At 59.7% G+C, this 18,625-nt stretch carries 16 protein-coding genes; 10 read left to right on the forward strand and 6 right to left on the reverse strand.

Features of this window, described 5'->3' with window-relative positions:
• Nucleotides 1–34: 34 nt before the first annotated feature.
• Complete coding sequence (locus tag ALQ04_RS04035) at nucleotides 35–859, reverse strand: class I SAM-dependent methyltransferase (protein ID WP_122314575.1); 825 nt, start codon at nucleotides 857–859, stop codon at nucleotides 35–37.
• A 406-nt stretch (nucleotides 860–1,265) separates the two neighbouring features.
• On the opposite strand from ALQ04_RS04035, the gene ALQ04_RS04040 reads away from it, so the two are divergent.
• The 8 genes from ALQ04_RS04040 to ALQ04_RS04075 all read left to right on the forward strand — a co-directional run bounded on the left by ALQ04_RS04040 (nucleotide 1,266) and on the right by ALQ04_RS04075 (nucleotide 13,256).
• Entirely contained in the window at nucleotides 1,266–2,498 is a 1,233-nt protein-coding gene (locus ALQ04_RS04040) for an acyl-CoA dehydrogenase family protein (protein WP_122314576.1), read from the forward strand.
• A gap of 592 nt (nucleotides 2,499–3,090) precedes the next feature.
• Nucleotides 3,091–5,202, forward strand: a complete 2,112-nt coding sequence (locus ALQ04_RS04045; protein ID WP_259644894.1) for a TonB-dependent receptor domain-containing protein — start codon at nucleotides 3,091–3,093, stop codon at nucleotides 5,200–5,202.
• 23 nt (nucleotides 5,203–5,225) lie between these two features.
• The gene (locus tag ALQ04_RS04050) at nucleotides 5,226–6,638 is read left to right on the forward strand and encodes an LLM class flavin-dependent oxidoreductase (RefSeq protein ID WP_122314578.1); all 1,413 of its coding nucleotides are present in this window, start codon (nucleotides 5,226–5,228) and stop codon (nucleotides 6,636–6,638) included.
• 217 nt (nucleotides 6,639–6,855) lie between these two features.
• The gene (locus tag ALQ04_RS04055; RefSeq protein WP_259644896.1) at nucleotides 6,856–8,463 is read left to right on the forward strand and encodes an ABC transporter substrate-binding protein; all 1,608 of its coding nucleotides are present in this window, start codon (nucleotides 6,856–6,858) and stop codon (nucleotides 8,461–8,463) included.
• Nucleotides 8,460–9,452: an ABC transporter permease gene (locus ALQ04_RS04060; protein WP_122314590.1), complete on the forward strand. Its 993-nt coding sequence runs from the start codon at nucleotides 8,460–8,462 to the stop codon at nucleotides 9,450–9,452. Before ALQ04_RS04055 ends, ALQ04_RS04060 begins: the two co-directional genes overlap by 4 nt.
• Nucleotides 9,449–10,312 (forward strand): ABC transporter permease, encoded by an 864-nt coding sequence (locus ALQ04_RS04065; RefSeq protein ID WP_122314579.1) that lies wholly within the window; start codon nucleotides 9,449–9,451, stop codon nucleotides 10,310–10,312. Before ALQ04_RS04060 ends, ALQ04_RS04065 begins: the two co-directional genes overlap by 4 nt.
• Nucleotides 10,309–12,030, forward strand: a complete 1,722-nt coding sequence (locus ALQ04_RS04070) for an ABC transporter ATP-binding protein (protein ID WP_122314580.1) — start codon at nucleotides 10,309–10,311, stop codon at nucleotides 12,028–12,030. Before ALQ04_RS04065 ends, ALQ04_RS04070 begins: the two co-directional genes overlap by 4 nt.
• A gap of 14 nt (nucleotides 12,031–12,044) precedes the next feature.
• Nucleotides 12,045–13,256 carry an acyl-CoA dehydrogenase family protein gene (locus ALQ04_RS04075; RefSeq protein ID WP_122314581.1) on the forward strand — a complete coding sequence of 404 codons (1,212 nt, stop codon included), beginning with the start codon at nucleotides 12,045–12,047 and terminating at the stop codon, nucleotides 13,254–13,256.
• 102 nt (nucleotides 13,257–13,358) lie between these two features.
• On the opposite strand, the gene ALQ04_RS04080 is transcribed toward ALQ04_RS04075, so the two are convergent.
• The 3 genes from ALQ04_RS04080 to ALQ04_RS04090 are packed head-to-tail and all read right to left on the reverse strand — an operon-like array spanning nucleotide 13,359 to nucleotide 15,873.
• Complete coding sequence (locus ALQ04_RS04080) at nucleotides 13,359–14,108, reverse strand: ABC transporter ATP-binding protein (RefSeq protein ID WP_122314582.1); 750 nt, start codon at nucleotides 14,106–14,108, stop codon at nucleotides 13,359–13,361.
• The gene (locus ALQ04_RS04085; protein ID WP_122314583.1) at nucleotides 14,105–14,947 is read right to left on the reverse strand and encodes an ABC transporter permease; all 843 of its coding nucleotides are present in this window, start codon (nucleotides 14,945–14,947) and stop codon (nucleotides 14,105–14,107) included. Before ALQ04_RS04085 ends, ALQ04_RS04080 begins: the two co-directional genes overlap by 4 nt.
• Nucleotides 14,944–15,873: an aliphatic sulfonate ABC transporter substrate-binding protein gene (locus ALQ04_RS04090; protein ID WP_183142109.1), complete on the reverse strand. Its 930-nt coding sequence runs from the start codon at nucleotides 15,871–15,873 to the stop codon at nucleotides 14,944–14,946. Before ALQ04_RS04090 ends, ALQ04_RS04085 begins: the two co-directional genes overlap by 4 nt.
• Nucleotides 15,874–16,220: 347 nt before the next feature.
• Here ALQ04_RS04090 and ALQ04_RS04095 point away from each other — a divergent pair, with 347 nt between their 5' ends.
• Nucleotides 16,221–16,508 (forward strand): hypothetical protein, encoded by a 288-nt coding sequence (locus ALQ04_RS04095; RefSeq protein WP_221033385.1) that lies wholly within the window; start codon nucleotides 16,221–16,223, stop codon nucleotides 16,506–16,508.
• Between the two features lie 28 nt (nucleotides 16,509–16,536).
• On the opposite strand, the gene ALQ04_RS04100 is transcribed toward ALQ04_RS04095, so the two are convergent.
• Entirely contained in the window at nucleotides 16,537–17,211 is a 675-nt protein-coding gene (locus ALQ04_RS04100; RefSeq protein WP_122314591.1) for a response regulator transcription factor, read from the reverse strand.
• Between the two features lie 230 nt (nucleotides 17,212–17,441).
• Here ALQ04_RS04100 and ALQ04_RS04105 point away from each other — a divergent pair, with 230 nt between their 5' ends.
• A complete protein-coding gene (locus ALQ04_RS04105; protein WP_147466559.1) occupies nucleotides 17,442–17,630 on the forward strand; it encodes a hypothetical protein in 189 nt (62 codons plus the stop codon).
• A 127-nt stretch (nucleotides 17,631–17,757) separates the two neighbouring features.
• Here ALQ04_RS04105 and ALQ04_RS04110 read toward each other — a convergent pair whose 3' ends face one another.
• A complete protein-coding gene (locus tag ALQ04_RS04110) occupies nucleotides 17,758–18,552 on the reverse strand; it encodes a helix-turn-helix transcriptional regulator (RefSeq protein ID WP_122314587.1) in 795 nt (264 codons plus the stop codon).
• Between the last annotated feature and the right edge of the window lie 73 nt (nucleotides 18,553–18,625).

The raw sequence follows: 18,625 nt of genomic DNA on the forward strand, positions 1-18,625 counted from the left end.
AAAAGTTGACCACTACAAGCTGCCTCCCATTTCACTACTTCACCGACTTCACAAACCGCAACGTAAACCTGTCCGACTCACCAATCGCCACATACCTGGCCTTGTCCTGCTCACCCAGTTTCAGCGCCGGTGGCAGTGTCCAGACGCCTGCCGGATAGTCTTTGGTGTCTTTCGGGTTGGCGTTGATCTCACTTTGCGCTTCCAGTTTGAAGCCTGCATCGGTAGCGAGCTTTACCACGTAATCGGTGGGCAGGTAGCCGCTTTGCTTGATGCTCTCCAGGTTGCTGCCCTCTTTGGCACGATGGTCGACCACGCCCAGTACGCCGCCCGGTTTCAGGACCTTGAAAAAGGCGGCGAAGGTTTGCGGCGCATCGTCGGCAAGTACCCAGTTATGCACGTTGCGGAATGTCAGGACCCGGTCGGCCGAGGCGGGCTTGCCAAAGACAGGTGTCTTTGGATCGAACTCGATAAACTCGGTCTTGCCGTAACGCTCCGGATCGGCCTTGAATTTCTGTTTCAAGCCGTCGGCGGCTTTCTTGTAGTAGTCACCCGAGGAAGGCGTTTGCAGGGCCGCAATGTAGTGCCCGTTGTCCTTGAGCAGAGGCGCCAGAATCTCGCTGTACCAGCCACCACCGGGGGTTATTTCGATTACGGTCTGGTTGCGTTGCACACCGAAGAACTTCAAGGTTTCCTGTGGATGACGGTATGCGTCGCGCGCACGGTTTTCCCCGGCTCGCCATGAGCCTTCCAATACGGTCTTGTACTGTGCATCGCTGATCGAGGGATCGGGTGCAGCGGCCTGGCTGAGGGATGGAGCGAGAAGGGTGGCAAAGCTTAAAGCAAGCATCCTTGGGTTCATGATCGTCCTTGAGTGGTATGTATGGCCGGTATAGCCAAGAGTCAGAAAAAATAGTGCCGTTCGCAGGCTTTGCTGCCGCACCGGTATTTACTTTACCGGCAGATAAATCATTGCGATTAGACTTTCTGGCAATAAGAATAGATGCCGCCGATTGAGGCCAAGCGGGCGTAGAGCCTGTATTTTTCCTGTCTTCATGAAAAACTGGCCCCTTTTTATATCCAGGACAGGGTTCTGAGTGTCAGGCATTAAATGCCTGCCATAGGCTGATCTGGACTTTCTGTTGTTAATGACTATCTGATTTTTATTATGACTGGCATATAAGTACCTCGAGAGTTGCATGTTGGCTGTTGGTGGAGGCTGTGGTAGCTTCTGGCAGTTTTGTCGTATCAACACATTGTTCTGTTAGTTGCTGCAAGTTGCTTTCCAGTTCATGCATTCGGTTGACGAGGTGAATCATATGGGTAGCGCAGAGAGCGAATCAGGGCTCCTTGAGGCCGCAAGGGCTATAGGGGCGCTGGCGGCTTCCAGGTCTTCAGATATCGAGTCGCTGGGGTATTTGCCGCAGGAGATTGTAGAAGCGCTGGAGCAGTCCGGACTCTACAAGATGTTGATACCCGCCGAGCTGGGCGGGGCCGAATGTGAAGTCGATGTGTTCGTCAGGACAATTGAATTGCTGGCGCAGGAAGATGCATCTACCGCGTGGTGCACATTCATCTGCTGCACTTCTTCCGTTCTGTCAGCTTATGTTTCACCCGCATCAGCCAAAGAACTTTTTCTTGCCGATACCATCAAGGTGGCTGGCGTCTTCGCACCGAGCGGTCGTGCCATTCGTGTGGTCGAAAACGGCGTAAAAGGATTTCGCGTAAACGGTCGCTGGGCCTGGGGATCGGGCTCCAGAAATGCCGATCTGATTGTGGGTGGTTGTTGCATCATCGGCGAGGATGGTCAGCCGGAGTTACTGGCTAACGGTAAGGTCAGGCTGCAATCTGTCATTTTCAACAAGGATCAGGTGACGCTTCTCGACAACTGGACGGCGTTTGGGCTCAAGGGTACGGGTAGCGGAGAGTTTGAAGTCTCGAATGCATTTGTCCCCGAGCAGAACAGCACGTGTCTGTTTCTGGATAGGCCCATCGCCAGGCCCCTTTATCAGTTTCCGGTGTTCGGCTTGCTGGGGCTTGGGATCGCTGCCGTTTCATTGGGCGTGGCAAGGGCGGCCTTGCAGGAGCTCAAAAGAGTCGCCTGTACGAAAGTCATGGCTCCCGGCAAGAAAACGCTGGCGCAGCGGTCGATGGTGCAACAGGCCGTGGCTGTGGCAGAAGCCAAAGTACGTTCTTGCAGAGCCTTCATTTTCGAGGCAATCCATGAGGCATGGCGGGATGCAGAAAAAGGCTCGGGGATTGCACTGGAGATGCGTCGTGACCTTAGGCTTGCCACGACCTATGCTGTCGATACTTGCGTGGAAGTGGTTCAGTCCATGTACTCGTTGGGCGGGGGGCTTGCCGTCTTCGAGACGTCCAGGTTGCAGAAGTACCTGAGGGACGTGAATGTGCTGGCGCAGCATGTCATGGTCAATGATTCTACCTACGAACTGACAGGGCGCATTTTTCTGGATCTGGAAGTGGATATCGACACCCTCTGAAGTCAAAACCTGATACCTCATCTCAAACCCCGCCCAAGTCCCAATCCCGTCACCCGGATACAACGCGGCCGTATCGGCTCCGGCCACGTTGTATGGCGTGCACGCCATATCTCCCAGGTTTTTCACTGAAAATTATCGGCGTTCTATGGGCATAGTCAGGCCTGTCAGCGACCTGGAGCAGGTACCTGAAAAGTTGGCGTGTTGGCGTGAAAATCTGGCAGACAAGTGATTTGAAATCGCAAACTTTGTTGCCGGGCTGTTGCAGGCTGAACAGTGGCAATTATATGCATATTACTTATTGTTGTCGGGAATAAAACACATCGACTATAGAGGCTTTAATGCTCTGTAATGGCTGATTCAGGGCGTTCTCTGGCTTTTCATGCATTAGAGAAGGACAACTGTTTGTAGCGCAACATTGATCGGTCAATTTGCCTGTTATTCAACTTGTAAAAGGCAATTACAGGGAGAAAAGTCAATAAGGATTGGCTGGCACGACATCTGCAATGTGAACTTCCATAAAATTTTAGCGCTATTCGGGATGGGCCGGTTAATACCTGTCTGGATATCGGTCGACCATCATGGAGTACTTGCAGTGCAGGCAATCAAGCGACAAGGCGGACGTTATTTTCCCCAACTAAACAGTGCCGCCAGCGTGCCGATCCTCTTGGCTTTACTCGCTCCGTTTGCCCATGCAGCCGACGAGTCCGCCGGCACCACCCTGGGCAAGGTAACGGTCACCGGCACTGCCGACAGTGAGGCGCTGAAGGATCGCAAGCGTCTGCAGAAGGTCGCAGGCAATACCGCTGTGGTGGACAACCGCCAGGTCGAGCAGGGTAAGGCAGGCAGTGCCGAAGATGTGCTTGCCCTGCAGCCGGGTGTATTCGCTCAGGCCACCAGCGGCAGCGGTGCGAACAAAATATCCATCCGGGGCTCGGGCCTGAACACGTTCTATCAAGGCTATGTGCTGGGCACGAAGTTTTTGTTCGATGGCTTGCCGATCACCGGCCCCGGTGGCACTCAGGAAGATTTCCTGGACATGCAGGGCGTGGGGCATACCGAGGTGCTGTATGGCGCCAATGCCTCGGAATATGCAGCCCTGTCACTGGGCGGCGCGATCAATTTCGTCAGCAAGACCGGACGTACCGACCCCGGCAATTACGCCCGTTTCGAGGTCGGCAGCTACGGTTATCGCAAGCAGCAGTTGAGCACTGGCGGTGTGGTCGGTGACAGCGATTACTACATCAATATCCAGCACAACGAGCGTGACGGTTATCAGGACCATGCTGCCAATGAAGCCCGTGGCCTGGCCGCCAACTTCGGACATGTGTTCAGCCCGAAACTGGAGACACGCTTTTTCCTCAAGTATCGGGAAGAGGATCTGGTCAACGGCAATACCCTGACGCGCCAGCAACTCAAGCACGACCCGCGCAGCAATCTGGTGCCTACCGGGCGCCGCAAGGATGGCACCACCTTTCTGGCCAACAAGACCACCTACACCTTCGACGATGGCGGCAAGCTCGAAGTGGGGGCGGCCTACAACAATTACCCCTTGCTCAATGGCTGGCGCTACGCGGTTGCGCCACAGGACTGGCGCTCCAAGGATATCAACCTGACCCTGCGTTACTTCCGCACCGGCGACAGCTTCTTCGGTCTGCCCAGCGACAGCAGCATCATCTTCAGCAACACCCGGGCCTATCTGGCCGACGTCAAATCCCACAGCGCCAGCACCGGGGCCAAGTTGCAGGAAACCAACTACACCGGCTCGCGGGACACGGTGCTGAGTTTCGGCAACGAGCTGCAACTGACAGATCGTCTGTGGCTGTCATCGGGGCTTTCATTCATCAATATCAAACGCAAGGCCGAGATCGAATACACCAGCGGCACCAACACCAGCGACTTTCCCGACAGCGTTGCCTACACCGAGAACGACATCGCGCCACGCCTCGGCCTGCGCTATCAGTTGACGCCGGACTTCCAGGTGTTCAGCAATGTCAGCCGCAGTATCGACCCGCCGGTGACCTGGCAACTGGGCAGCACCGGCAACCCTTATCTGTTCGATGCCCGACCGCAGAAGGCGACCACGTTCGAGGTGGGGATTCGCGGCAGCAAGGGGATTTTCGATGGCAGCCTGACGCTTTATCGCTCCTGGATTCAGAAGGAACTGCTGACGGTAGTGGTGCAGCAGGCCACTGCCACTCAGGATCAGATCACGACCACGTCCAATGCCAGCCCGACTATCCACCAAGGCATCGAAGCCGGGTTGAGCGCGCTGCTTTGGTCGGGCGCCAATGGCGACACCCTGGACTTGCGCCAGGCCTACACCCTCAACGATTTCCACTATCGCCACGATGAAACTTTTGACGACAACGAACTGCCCAGCCTGCCGCGTCATTTCTATCAGGCCGAGCTTGCCTATCGCCAGCACAGCGGCTTTTACGCCTCGCTCAATCTGCGCGCAGCGTCGAGTTACTACATTGATTACGCCAACAGTTGGCAGGCACCGTCCTACGTGCTGTGGGGAGCCAAGCTCGGCTATCAGGCACCAGGCAAGCAGTGGGAAGTTTTTGCCGACCTGCGCAACCTCACTGACCAGCGTTACGCCACTGCCGCCAATACAGCCTACAACGCCAACGGCCAGGACTCGGCGAATTTCTATCCGGGCGACGCCTTTTCGGTGACCACCGGTGTGGCGTTCCGGTTCTGAGCGCCGCATTCAAGGAGAGCGATATGCCCAAACAATTGCACGTCAACCTGTTCGAGATGAACTGCGTCAGTCATATCACCCATGGCATGTGGGTTCACCCGGACAACAACCGCCACCGCTTCAACGATCTTGACTACTGGACCGAGCTGGCCCAGTTGTTGGAATACGGCACTTTCGACGGGGTATTTCTGGCGGATGTGGTGGGCGTCTACGACCGCTTTCGCAATGGCCCGGAAACGGCTCTGCGCGAGGGGCTGCAGGTGCCCAGCAACGATCCGATGCTGCTGGTCCCGGCCATGGCAGCGGTGACCCGTGAACTGGGTTTCGGCGTGACCTTTTCCACCACCTACGAGCCGCCGTTCAGCTTTGCCCGGCGCATGAGCACGCTGGATCATCTGACCAAGGGCCGGGTCGGCTGGAATATCGTCACTTCCTATCTGCCCAACGCCGCCCGCAACTTCGGGCTGGATCAGGAAGTGCCCCACGACCATCGCTACGAGATTGCCGACGAATACCTCGACGTGCTTTACAAACTCTGGGAAGGCTCCTGGGACGACGATGCGGTGATTCAGGATCGCGAGCAGCGCATCTACACCGATCCGGCCAAGGTGCGCTACATCAACCATGTCGGTGAGCATTTCAAGGTTGCCGGCCCGCACTTGTGCCAGCCGTCACGGCAGCGTACCCCGGTGCTGTTCCAGGCCACCGGTTCCCCGGCAGGTTCGGCTTTCGCGGGACGACATGCCGAAGTGGTGTTTACCGGCGGCGTCACTCACGAAGATGTGCGGCGCAATATCACCACCATGCGCCGCAACACCGAGGAGCAGGGGCGCGATCCGGCGGGTATCAAGTTCATTGTGCAGGCGGGGGTGATCGTCGGGCGCAACGATGCCGAGGTGTCGGCCAAGCTCGACAGTTATCGCCGCCTGATCAGCGCCGATGGCGGGATGGCGCATGCCCAGATGGGCATCGACCTCAAGGCGTATCCGCCCCACGAACGGCTCTCCAGCATCATCAAGCGCGGCGATATCGGCTGGGGTTCGCTCAACCGTTTCGGCCCGGATACCACAGTGGCTGAAATGCTCGGCAGTTTTTCAGGATTGCAGGAGGATCGTTACTTCGTCGCCGGCACGCCGACGGTGGTCGCCGACGAGATCGAGCGCTGGCTGGATGTGGACGGCATCGACGGCATCAACCTGCGCCAGTACGTGTCGTTCGAGACGGCCCGGGATTTCATCGACCTGGTGGTGCCCGAACTGCGCCGCCGCGGGCGTTTTCGCGAGCGCTACAGCCCCGGCGAAACCTTGCGCGAGCGGTTGTTCGGGGCAGGGCAGTCGCGTCTGCCGGGCAATCATCCGGCTGCGCGCTACCGCGACCCTGCGGCGTTGAGTCAGCCCTCGCAGCCGTTGCGCTTTGCCGTGCCGGAACCGTCATGAGCCAGCAGCCGGCGGCTGTTGCAGCAGCAACAGCGCATGGACACTTTGTTGGTCGTCCATCACCGGTCCAGGCATTTAAATCAATTAATTCAATGGCTTCAGAGTCGGCACGGGACCTGCAACTCCTCTGCTGAGCGGCTGTGCAAAGCCATCGAACCTGTCATCCCCGGGAGCGATCTTGAAATTCGATATCCGTCCTTTCATCCATTTATTTGCAATCCCGGCACTGGCGCTGGCGTTGACCGGTTGCGAGCGTGCCGAGAAAGTTGCAATCCAGAGCGACCAGCCAGTGCATGGCGGCACTCTGGTGTACGCCACTGACCGCGAGCCCACCTGCCTTGATCCTCATGTGGCGGGGGACATGCCTCAGGTGTTTGTCGCCCAGCAGTACCTGGATTCGCTGGTGTCCATGGACAGCGAAGGGCGGATCGGTCCCTGGCTGGCCAAAAGCTGGGAAGTTTCGCCCGATGGCCTGAGCTACACCTTCCATTTGCGCAATGACGTGCATTTCACCGATGGCACGCCATTCAATGCAGCGGCCCTGAAGGCCAACCTCGAGCACATTACCAACCCCAAGACCCAGTCCAGCACCGCCGGTGGCTACATTCGCCAGTACCGCAGCACCGAGGTCGTGGATGACCGCACCGCCATCGTGCATCTGGCTACGCCTTATGCAGCGTTTCTTGAAGTGCTGGCCCAGGGATTCCTCGGTATCCAGTCGCCCACGGCGCTGGCGCGCAGCCGCGATGCCAACTGTGAAAGCCCGGTGGGCAGCGGGCCGTTCAAGGTGGTCAAGTGGGAGCGGCAGAGTCACGTGCAACTGGCGCGTAATCCCGACTACAACTGGGCTCCACCCACCGCTCGCCATCAGGGGCCGGCCTATCTGGAAGGCATCGTCTGGAAATTCATTCAGGAGCCTTCGGTGCGTTTTGCCTCGCTGCAGGCCGGTGAAGTCGACGTGATCGAGGCTTTGCCGCCCGAGTCCCACGAAGCGGCGCGCCGCAACCCGGACTTGAAGCTGATTATCTCCCAGCGCCCAGGCAACCCCACCAATGGCACCTTCAATATTCGGCGGGCACCCTTCGACGATCTGCGGGTGCGTGAGGCGTTCGTGCGCAGCGCCGATGTCGAAGGAGCGCTCAAAAGTGTCTATTTCGGCGAATTCCAACGGGCAGGCGGCCCGCTGAGCGTGGCGACACCGTTCTACAGCCCGGACTTCGAGCGTGTTCAGGACTACGACCCGGCCCGCGCCGTGCAACTGCTCGACGAAGCTGGCTGGACAGGTCGCGATGCCGAAGGTTATCGCACCAAACATGGCAAGCGTCTGCGCGCCGTGGTGCTGATCGGCTCACGGACGCCGCCGTCGGAAGTGACCTTATGGGAGCAGGTCCAGGCCACGACTCGTCAGGTCGGCATCGAACTGGTGATGGACCAGATGAGCGATGTGCAGTCCACGGCGCGTCAGGCCGCCTGGGATTACGACATCCGTATCGGCTACTGGAACACCAATACCCCCGATGTGCTGCGGATCATCTTCAGCTCCGCATTTGTCCAGCCGGCCGGGGTTGGCGGCTATCACCAGAACACCGCCGGTTATGCCGATGCCGGATTCGATGCGCTGATCGAAAGTGCCCTGGCCACTCAGGACCCCGAGCAGCGCCGCAAGATTTATTACCAGGCCCAGAAGCAGATCGCCGGGCAATATCTGGAGTTGACCACTTATCCGCAAAGCACCCGGCTGGGCATCTACAAGACGGCCCACGGCGTGCGTCTGGAGCCGTCGCTGGCGGTGACTTATCTCTATGACTCATGGGTGACGAAATGAGTACAAGCGCAACCTCTGCGGATGTGGTTGATCCCCGTCGCCAACGCCTGACCGCCCTCGGTCGACGTGCCGCCATTCGTGTGGCGGGCGGGATGCTGGTGTTGTGGGCCGTGGCAACCCTGACCTTTTTCGCCCTGCGGCTGATGCCGGGCGATCCGGTGCTGGCCATTCTCGGCGGTCCCAGCGGCAACCCGACAGCGGAAACCATCGAAGCCACGCGCCAGGAATACGGCCTCGACAAACCGCTGACGGTGCAATACGCGGTTTATCTGGGCCGCTTGCTGCAGGGCGATCTGGGCAACTCCTATTCCCAGCATCAGCCGGTGACCCGGGTGCTGGCCGAGCAGGGCGGTGCGACTCTGGAACTGACCCTGGCATCACTGGCGCTGGCCTGGGTGCTGGTCCTGCTGCTGACGGTGGTCACCTCTGGGCGCGGACGGCTGATCGGCGGCGCGGCATCATTCGCCGAAACCCTGAGTGCAGCCTTGCCGCATTTCTGGCTTGGCGTGGTGCTGCTCGCAGTCTTCGCCTTTGGTCTGCGCTGGTTCCCGCCAGCCGGCAGCGACAGCCTGGCAAGCCTGGTGCTGCCAGCGTTCTCCCTGGCCATTCCGCTGGCGGGGTTCATTGCTCAGGTCACCCGCGAATCCCTCGAACTGACCCTTGATCAGCCCTTCGTACTGACCGCCCGCACCCGCGGCTTGAGCGATCTGGCGGTGCGCTTCAGGCACGCCTTGCGTCATGCACTGCTGCCGGGCGTATCGCTGTCCGGCTGGGCCATCGGGGCGCTGATCAGTGGTGCGGTGGTCTGCGAGGTGATCTTTTCCCGCAAGGGTGTCGGTCGTCAGTTGTATCAGGCGGTACAGGCCCAGGACCTGCCCTTGGTGATCGGCATCAGTCTGGTGGTGGCTGCCGGTTATGTACTGGCCAATATTCTGGTGGACCTGCTTTATCAATGGATTGACCCACGGCAACAGGAGCCAAATTCATGAGCGAGCTGACGCTTGAGCAGACCTTCGGCCCGTTGCGCCGTCAACGACGTCTGCATCTGCCACCCCTGGGCGCGAGCCTGGCGCTGTTGTTTCTTGCTGCACTGCTGCTGGCGGCATTGGCACCGCAACTGTTCACGTCCATCGACCCGCTGGCCATCGTGCCACGCGAGGCGTTCCAGGCACCGGGCTGGGCGCATTGGCTGGGCACCGACCAGTCCGGCCGCGACATCTTTGCCCGGATCATCTACGGTACCCGCGAAAGCCTGTTCATCGGTGTCGCCGCCACGGCACTGGCGATGACGATTGCCATTACCCTCGGGCTGGTGGGCGGTCTGGGTGGTGCGTGGGTTGATCGCGGGGTGGGCTGGTTGCTGGAAGTGCTGTTTGCATTCCCGAGCCTGGTGCTGGCCCTGCTGTTCGTGACGGTATTCGGCAGTGGCATCGGCCCGTTGATTGTCGCCACCGGCCTTGGGGCTGCGCCCGGCTATGCGCGAATGGTGCGCGGCCAGGTTCTGGCGGTACGCAATGCCGGTTATATCGAAGCGGCGCGGGCGCTGGGTCATCCGACCTCACGCATCGTGCTGCGCCAGCTACTGCCCAATGCCATGCGTCCGCTGGTGGTCACGCTGACCATGGGTGTCGGCCAGGCGATTGTCTGGGCCTCGGCCCTGAGTTTTCTCGGCATGGGCGCCCAGCCGCCAGCCCCCGAGTGGGGAACCATGCTGTCCATGGGGCGTGACTTCATTGCCAATGCCTGGTGGCTGACGTTCTTTCCGGGCCTGTTCATCGTGCTGACCACGCTGTCCACCACCGTGACCGGTCGCTACATCCAACAACGTCTGGAGGGACGCCTGCCATGAGTGACAAGACCTTGATTGTCGAAGGCCTGAACATCGCTTTTGACGGCCGAAGTGTGGTGCAGGATCTGTCGTTTACGCTGGCGCCCGGTCGCTGTGTGGCGCTGGTGGGCGAGTCCGGTTCTGGCAAGAGCGTCAGCGCCCGCAGTCTGGTGGGGCTGGCAGGCAGCCGTGCGCAAGTGGCGGCCCGGCGCCTGAGTTTTGCCGAGCATGACCTGCTGGCTTTCAGTGAACGCCAGTGGCGTGGCGTGCGCGGCAAAGACATCGGCTTTGTCCTGCAGGATGCGCTGGTGTCCCTGGATCCGCTACGGCCGGTGGGCAAGGAAATCCTCGAAGTGCTGCAAACCCATGGTTACGGCAATCGGCAGCAGCGCGGCACACGGGTGCTGGAATTGCTGGAACGGGTTGGCGTGCCCGATGTGGCGTTGCGCGCCCGCCAGCGCTCCGGTCAGTTATCCGGTGGTTTGCGCCAGCGTGCCTTGATTGCCAGTGCGCTGGCCATGGATCCGGCACTGGTGATTGCCGACGAGCCGACCACGGCCCTGGACGCTACGGTGCAGGCGCAGATTCTTGAAGTCTTTCAGCAGATCAAGTCCCGTGGTGCTTCGCTGTTGATCATCAGTCATGACCTGGCGGTGGTGGCGCAATTGGCGGACGAGGTTGTGGTGTTGCGCCATGGCGAAGTGGTCGAGCAGGGGCCGATGCAAAAGGTCCTGAGCCAGCCGCAACATCCCTACACCCGTGAGTTACTGGCCGCAGTGCCGTCCGAACACCCTCGCGGCAGTCGCCTGTCTCCCGAACGGCCGGGCGTGAAGCGTCCGCCAGCGCCCGCCAGCAGTCACGAACCGGGGCCAGTGCTGTTGCAGGCTCAGGGGCTGGGAAAGCGTTATCTGGGACCGGATGGCCAGCTTCGTCAGGTGGTGCAGGACGTCGGTTTCGAGCTGCGCGCCGGGCAGACCTTGGGCATCGTCGGCGAATCAGGATCGGGAAAGACCACGGTAGCCCGCATCGCTCTTGGCCTGTTGCAACCCGACGCCGGTCAGGTGCTGTATCGCGGGCAACCCTGGAACCTGCCCGGCAATGCCGTCGATGAAAACCGCCGCAGATCCCTGAGGCGCGACATCAGTGTCATCTATCAGGACCCCCTCGGCTCGTTCGACCCACGCTGGAGCGTGATGCAGATCCTTGATGATGCGCTGCATGTCGCGGGTGTCGAGGTGCGTCAGCGCCCGGCACGCATCGACCATCTGCTGGGGCAGGTGCGCTTGCCGCCAGAGCTGGCCCGGCGACGTCCCTTGCAGCTGTCCGGTGGCCAGCGCCAACGGGTGGCGATTGCTCGGGCGATTGCCAGCGGGCCGAAGCTGATCATCTGCGACGAACCGGTTTCGGCGCTGGATGTTTCGGTACAGGCGCAGGTCCTGGACCTGCTGGCTGACCTGCAACAGGAGCTGGGCATGGCCTATCTGTTCATTTCCCACGATCTGGGCGTGATTCGTCATGTCAGCGACAACGTGCTGGTGATGCGCCACGGTCAGGTCGTCGAGCTGGCGCCTGCGGAGCAGCTTTTCACTCGACCCGCCCACGAATACACCCGGCGCCTGCTTGGCTCGGTTCCGCGCCTGCCCGGCAGTGGCGCTGAACTGGTCGTGCCGCCGCGGGACCCGGAACACGAAGCGTTTGACGTCTTCGATGAATCACGTCTCTGGAAAATCGCCATCTAGGCTGAGGACTGCCCATGACCACGTTTCAACGTTTTGCCCCACAGCCGCCGGCTGCCAGTGTCATTGAACTCAAAACCCGCATCACTGCGCTGCTGCCGGCCATCGGTGCTGGCGCAGCACAGCGTGAACGCGAGCGGCAATTACCTTTCGAGGCCATCGCCCAACTGGCTGCTGCCGGCCTGTATACCGTGCGTATCCCTAAACAATATGGCGGCCCCGGCGGCAGCGTGCGGAATGTCATTGAACTGCTGTTGCGCATCGCTTCGGTGGACTCCAACGTCGCCCAGGCGCTGCGTCCCGGGCTGGCGTTTGTCGAAGGGCTGCTGGTGTCCACGGGCGAAGATGCCGAGGCCGAGCGTGCTCGCTGGTTTGCCCGTTACCTTGACGGTGCGGTGATCGGCAATGCCGGTTGGGAACTGGGCGGAGCCAATGGAGCGATTGCCGCACGGCTGGTGCGTGAAGGCGATCACTATCGGGTCAATGGCAGCAAGTTCTACAGCACCGGCGCACTGTTTGCCGACTGGGTCAGCGCGGTGGCGCTGGACGAGGCCGAGCAGCCGGTGTCATTCATTCTGCCTCGCGACCGCGAAGGTCTGGTGCTGCTCGACGATTTCGATGCCATGGGCCAGCGTCTGACCGCCAGTGGCACGACTCATTTGCACAACGTGCGGGTCGAGGCCGGTGATATTCGGACCCGCACGGTGGAAGAGGGCAAGCGCACCATCGTCACGCCATTCCTGCAATTGTTCCTGGGCACGGTTCAGGCCGGTATCGCTCGCAATGCACTGGACGATGCGGTCCGTTTTGCCAGGGAGCATGCTCGACCGATCAAGCACAGCAGCGCCCGTCGTTCGGTGGACGATCCTTATGTGGAACTGGCTGTCGGCGACATTTCCGCCCGGGCCTACGCTGCCGAAGCGCTGGTGCTCAAGGCGGCCGAGGCCATCGATTGTGCCTGGGACGCGCAACAGGCGTATGCCGAGGTCGAACAGGCCGCCGTCGAGGTGGCCCAGGCGCAGTATCTGGTCGCAGAGCTGGCGCTCAAGGCGGCTGAAACCCTGTTCGATGTCGGTGGTGCATCAACCACAGGCCGCAGCCATAATCTCGACCGCCACTGGCGCAATGCACGCACCGTGGCCAACCATAATCCGCGTCACTGGAAGGCAGCGGTAGTGGGCGCCTGGCAGCTCAAAGGAACGGAACCGCCGACCTCGGGGCTGTTTTAAAGGCTGAAGGCAGGAGTGAGTTCATTCGCGAGCGGCCTATACATACGAAGAAAATGTATCGTCCTTCATGCGGCCTTCGCGGATGAATCCGCTCCTGCGTGGTCAGATCACCCGCGCCTCATGCAGCGCTTCCAGCGCCTGGCTGCGCAGGCGTGCCAGGGTTTCGTCGCGGCGGTCACGAGGGTAATTCAGTGGTACGTTCAGTTCCTTGATGATGGTGCCGGGCCGGTTGCCGATCACCAGCACCCGATGGCTCAGGTACAGCGCTTCGTCGACGTCGTGGGTGACGACCAGCAAGGCGATGCGGTGATGCTGCGCCAGATCCAGCAGCAGGTCCTGTAGCTTGAAGCGGGTGAACGCATCGACCGCGCTGAACGGTTCGTCCAGCAACAGCAACTGTGGTTGGCCGTAGAGGCCGCGGGCAATTGCCACGCGCTGGGCCATGCCGCCCGACAGTGCCTTGGGCAGTGCATCGGCAAAGCCGCCGAGGCCGACTTCGTCGATCAGGCTGGCGACCCGCGAGCGATCAAAGTCTTGGTCCTGACTGAAGCCGATGTTCTTGGCGACGCTCAGCCAGGGCATCAGCCGTGGTTCCTGAAACACGAAACCGACTTCGTCGGGACGATTACGCAATTGGCCATGAAAATCCTGATCGAGTTGCGCCACCAGCCGCAGCAATGTGCTTTTGCCGCAACCGCTGGGGCCGAGCAGGCTGACGATTTCTCCCGGTTGCAGGCGCAGTTCAAGCCGGCCGAGAACGGGGATATCGCCAAAGGCCTTGTGCTCGACTCGCAGGTCGAGCAGAGGCGTTTGCTGAGCTGCAACGGGTGGCAGGCGATGAAGCAGGGTCATGGTCGGGCTCCGGAGTCTGTGCCGTCAAAAGTGTCGCGCCAGGCCAGCCAGCGTTTTTCCAGGCTGGCCAGCAGGCCGTCGCTGAGTTTGCCGAGCAGTGCCAGGACAATGATCGCGGCCAGCACCAGGTCCGGTCGCGAAGTTTCCCGGCCATCGCTGAGCAGATAACCCAGGCCGCGAGTCGCGGCGATCAGTTCGGCAGCGACCAGGAACATCCAGCTCAGGCTCAGTGCGCTACGCAAACCGGTGAACACACCGGGAAAAGCTGCCGGCAGCAGAATGCGCCGGGCCAGGCGCGTGCGACTGAAGCCATACATGCGCCCGACTTCCACCAGCTTGCGGTCGATATTGCGGATCGCCGCAACGCCGTTGAGGTACACGGGGAAGAACGCACCGATGGCAATCAGCGTGACCTTGGAGGTTTCGCCAATCCCCAGCCACAACAGCAACAGCGGCACCCATGCCAGGCTGGGAATCGCCCGCAGGCTGGCAAAGGTCGGTTCCAGCCAGGCTTCGGCCTCGCGGCTGAGGCCTACCCAGGCGGCGAACAGCAGGCCAAGGAACGAGCCGATGAAGAAGCCGGCCAGCACCCGCGACAGGCTCGCGCCAATGTGTTTCCACAACGCGCCGTCGGCAAGCTGGAACAGGGTCTGCGCCACTTCGCTGGGCGCTGGCATCTGGTAGGAAGCAATCCAGCCAAGGCGCACCACGGTTTCCAGCAGCAGGATGATCGCCAGCGGTAATGCCAGGCCCTTGGCCCGGCGTTGCCATTGCGATGTACCACCAACAGGGTGTTGTGCCGGATTTGCCCCGGCCAGGGCTTTGCCGGACGTGCTCATCGCTCGATGCTGGCCTTGCCGAAGGATGGATCAATCAGTTGATCGATGACCTGATTGACATCGACACCGCGCTTGACCAGTTCTTCCGAAACCAGGATCGGTGCCGCAGCCTTGGAGGCGGTTATGTCCTTATCGGTCAGTTGCGGCGCAGACAGGTCGGTACGCGACAGTTGCAGTCTGGCGACGTCCAGCGGCAGTTTGGACTCTTCGGCCAGCAGTTTGGCGAATTCGTCCGGATGGGCGATGGCCCAGTGACGAGCCTGTTCGTAGGCCTTGAGCAACGTAGTGATGGTTTGCGGATGAGCCTTGGCAAAGGCTTCGGTGACGCTGACGACGCCGTAGCTGTTGAAGTCCTTGTTGCGGTACAGCAGGCGTGAGCCGGCTTGCAGTTCGCTGGCGGCCATGTGTGGGTCGAGACCGGCCCAGGCGTCGACATCGCCTTTCTCCAGCGCGGTGCGGCCGTCCGGATGCTGCAGGTGCAACAGCTCGACGTCATTCTTTGCCAGGCCCGCCTGAGCCAGTGCGCGCAGGGTGAACAGATACGGGTCGGTGCCCTTGGTGGCGGCGATCTTCTTCCCTTTAAGATCGTTGACACTCTTGAGTGGCGAGTCCTTGCGTACCAGCAGCGCAGTCCATTCGGCGCGGCTGTAGACGTAGACCGACTTGATCGGGCTGCCATTGGCCCTGGCCAGCACGGCTGACAGGCTGGCCGACGAGCCGAAGTCGGCACCGCCGCTGTTGAGGTATTCCAGCGAACGGTTGCTGCCCTGGCTGAACACCCAGCTGATTTTCGAGTTCGGCAGGGCTTTTTCGACCCAGCCGAAATGCTTGAGCACCAGGCTGACAGGCGAGTAATAGGCGTAATCCAGACGCACTTCCTCAGGCGCGTTTTCGGCGCGGGCGGATGGGTTCAGGGCCAGTGCCATCAGGCCGGAGCAGGCCAGTAACTTGAGGGAGCGAGGAAGGCGGGGCAAGGCCAGATCAATCAGACGCATCGCGCGGTATCCAGTACAGGGTTGGGAAGTGATAACGCGATTGCAGGTGTCGTGCCATCCGCTGCCGGCCTTGTTGTACGGGCTCTGCGGGGTGTTTCGGGGCCGGTGTGGTTGTGCGGTCGAAGGCAGAATGTTGATCGACTGTTGCTGCGTAGACAGTTGGAGTGCCGGCCGTCTTCAGGCCGGGACCTCAAGTGCTGCTATTCTTGATGCGCTGGCCAAGGAACTGCTGGCAGGTATGTAAACTTCATGGAGCTACAGAGATGCATGGATATGGAATGATAGGTGATTTACTGCACCTGATACTTTATTTGGCCAGTATTGTATTTTGGGCGTTGCTCTGGATGGTGTGTGTTTTCAATGCTCAGGGGCGATTGAAGAAGTTGTTGGGCGCACACGCCTTGTTGATGTGCGCACTGTTATTCCCGCTTTTGCCTATAACATTTGTTAGTGGCGCTTTCATTGCCTTTGGCATTGAGGGTATTGCCTGGAGTCTTGGTGTTGTGGGCGTCGGTTTGCCTTTGGTCGGCCTGCGTTTTCTGCAACGCTATGTACAGAGCACCTAGACAGGACGATGACAGGGTTCTGGCCCGTTTATCTCGGGCCTTGTAACTTGTAGCCCATGCCATGCACGGTGTGCAGGAGAGGAGTGTCGAAAGACTTGTCCACGACTCTACGAAGCATGTAAATGGTTGTTCGCAAACTATCCGACTCAGGCGTATTGCCTTTCCAGATGGCTTGTTCGAGGTCGTGGCGTTTCACCACGGCCGGGCTTTTACGCATGAGCAGTTCAAGCAGAGTCATGCCGTTAGGATTGAGTTTGAGTAATTCTCCTGCCCGCCTGACCTCAAGGGTATCCAGGTCGTACGTCAGGTCATGTATCTGCAGTATGCGTTTTTTCAAACCGCTGAAGCGTCGCGAAACCGATTCGGCGCGGGCGAGCAATTCTGATAGCGCAAAGGGTTTGACAATGTAATCGTCGGCGCCCGCCTTGAAGCCTGTCAGGCGATCGGTCAGTTCATCACGGGCCGTCAGCATCAGGATGGGGACTTGATACCGGGTGTTTTCTCTAAGCGTTTTACACACAAGAATGCCGTCCATGCCGGGTAGCATAAGGTCCAGAATGATAGCGTCGTAATGTTGAGTGACTGCGTGATTAAGCCCTGTCAGCCCATCAAGCGCTCCGGTCACTTCATGTCCCTTGAGTGTGAAGTACTCGGTGATGTTGGCGAGGATATCCTTGTGGTCTTCGATGACAAGTATACGCATTACAGACTTCTCCATCCTTATAGCTTCAAACCGGTAGCTGGTGGTTTGATCTTTCCGCGCGCTCCCGTCATTCGATCGTCCCGGTAGCTTTCTGAGATTCCGGGGAAAATACTGCTCTTGCCATCTCATGGCCGTGCATCATGGATGCCGACCGTAAATTACTAAGGCGGACGTAAAATTAAAGTGAAAACGCTGTAAAAAATCTTTGCGTTTTTGAATGACAGGCCTTGGTGTTTCAGGGCGAGGCTATTTGTTTTGATAAGGGGGATGTTTATGCGGGGTATAAAATTTCAAACATTGCCGAGGTTGGTTTGCTGGTTTTCATGTTTGAGCGCGCATTATCAAAACATGTCCGTTCAATGATTGAAAAAGACCTCAGTTATGGGGCCAACGAGCAACTGCTGAAGTGGGTTTTTTGAAGAAACACAATGTGCTGCTAATCGCGAATAAATTCGCTCCTGCCGATGGCCTGTTTACTGGCTGGCTGGGGTAGGAGCGGATTCATCCGCGAAAGCGTGACAGTCTCTGCTGGGCAATCCGCCGGACTCAGGCGCCCGCCATCCACCGAGCCAGGCCATGGCGGCCGCTGATGCCGAGCTTGACGGTGGCGCGCTTGAGGTAGGTTTCCACCGAGCTGGCCTTGACCCGCAGGCGCTGGGCCATTTCCGGTACGGTGCCGCCGGTCAGCAGGCCCAGGCAAACTTCCTGCTCGCGAGCCGAGAGGTTGATTGCATCCTGTGCCAGCCGACCATTGAAGGCTTGATGCAGGGTAGCGGCTTCTGCCTCCGGTTCCGGTTCAACGCGCACTGTGCTGGTTGCGCGGTTCGCAGGCTGTGCCAGGAGTCGTGCATGATGCTCGACCAGCGGCAGCAGCGTGTCCGACAGACTCTTGAGCAAGGAAAGCTCGCCCAGCGAGAACGGCCGCAAGGTCGGCAGGCGATAGAAACAGATCACCCAGCGCTGGTCGCCGTTGCTGGAAACCAGATTGCACTGGTGAGTCGTGTATTGCGGATTCTGTCTGTTGGCCGGCACCTTGAGCTGGATAAGCAAGGGGGCTTCCATCTGCATGATGCTTTGCAAAAGCGGATGGTTGTGGTTGTCGGTCGCCGGAAGATCATGCGGCAGGCCCGCATTACCCAGGAGGTCGATCTGGCTGATACTGGCCTGCGCAATATCCAGAGTCCATTCGCACAGATCGAGACCGTGGATCGGCACCAGCGTATCGACGATCTGCAGCATCTGTCTGGCAAAGGCGCTGTTGCCGGTGCTGGAAATCAATTGGCCCAATTGCTGATAAAAACGCGGGTCATGGCTGTGCTCAAGACTGGTCGTCAGTTTCATACTTCTATCTTCCTTGATTCTGACCCTGCTAACGGTATTCCCGCGCAAACTGTATGGTCGTGTCCTTATGTTG

The sequence above is a fragment of the Pseudomonas cichorii genome (genome assembly GCF_003700275.1).
GTDB lineage: Bacteria > Pseudomonadota > Gammaproteobacteria > Pseudomonadales > Pseudomonadaceae > Aquipseudomonas > Aquipseudomonas cichorii_B.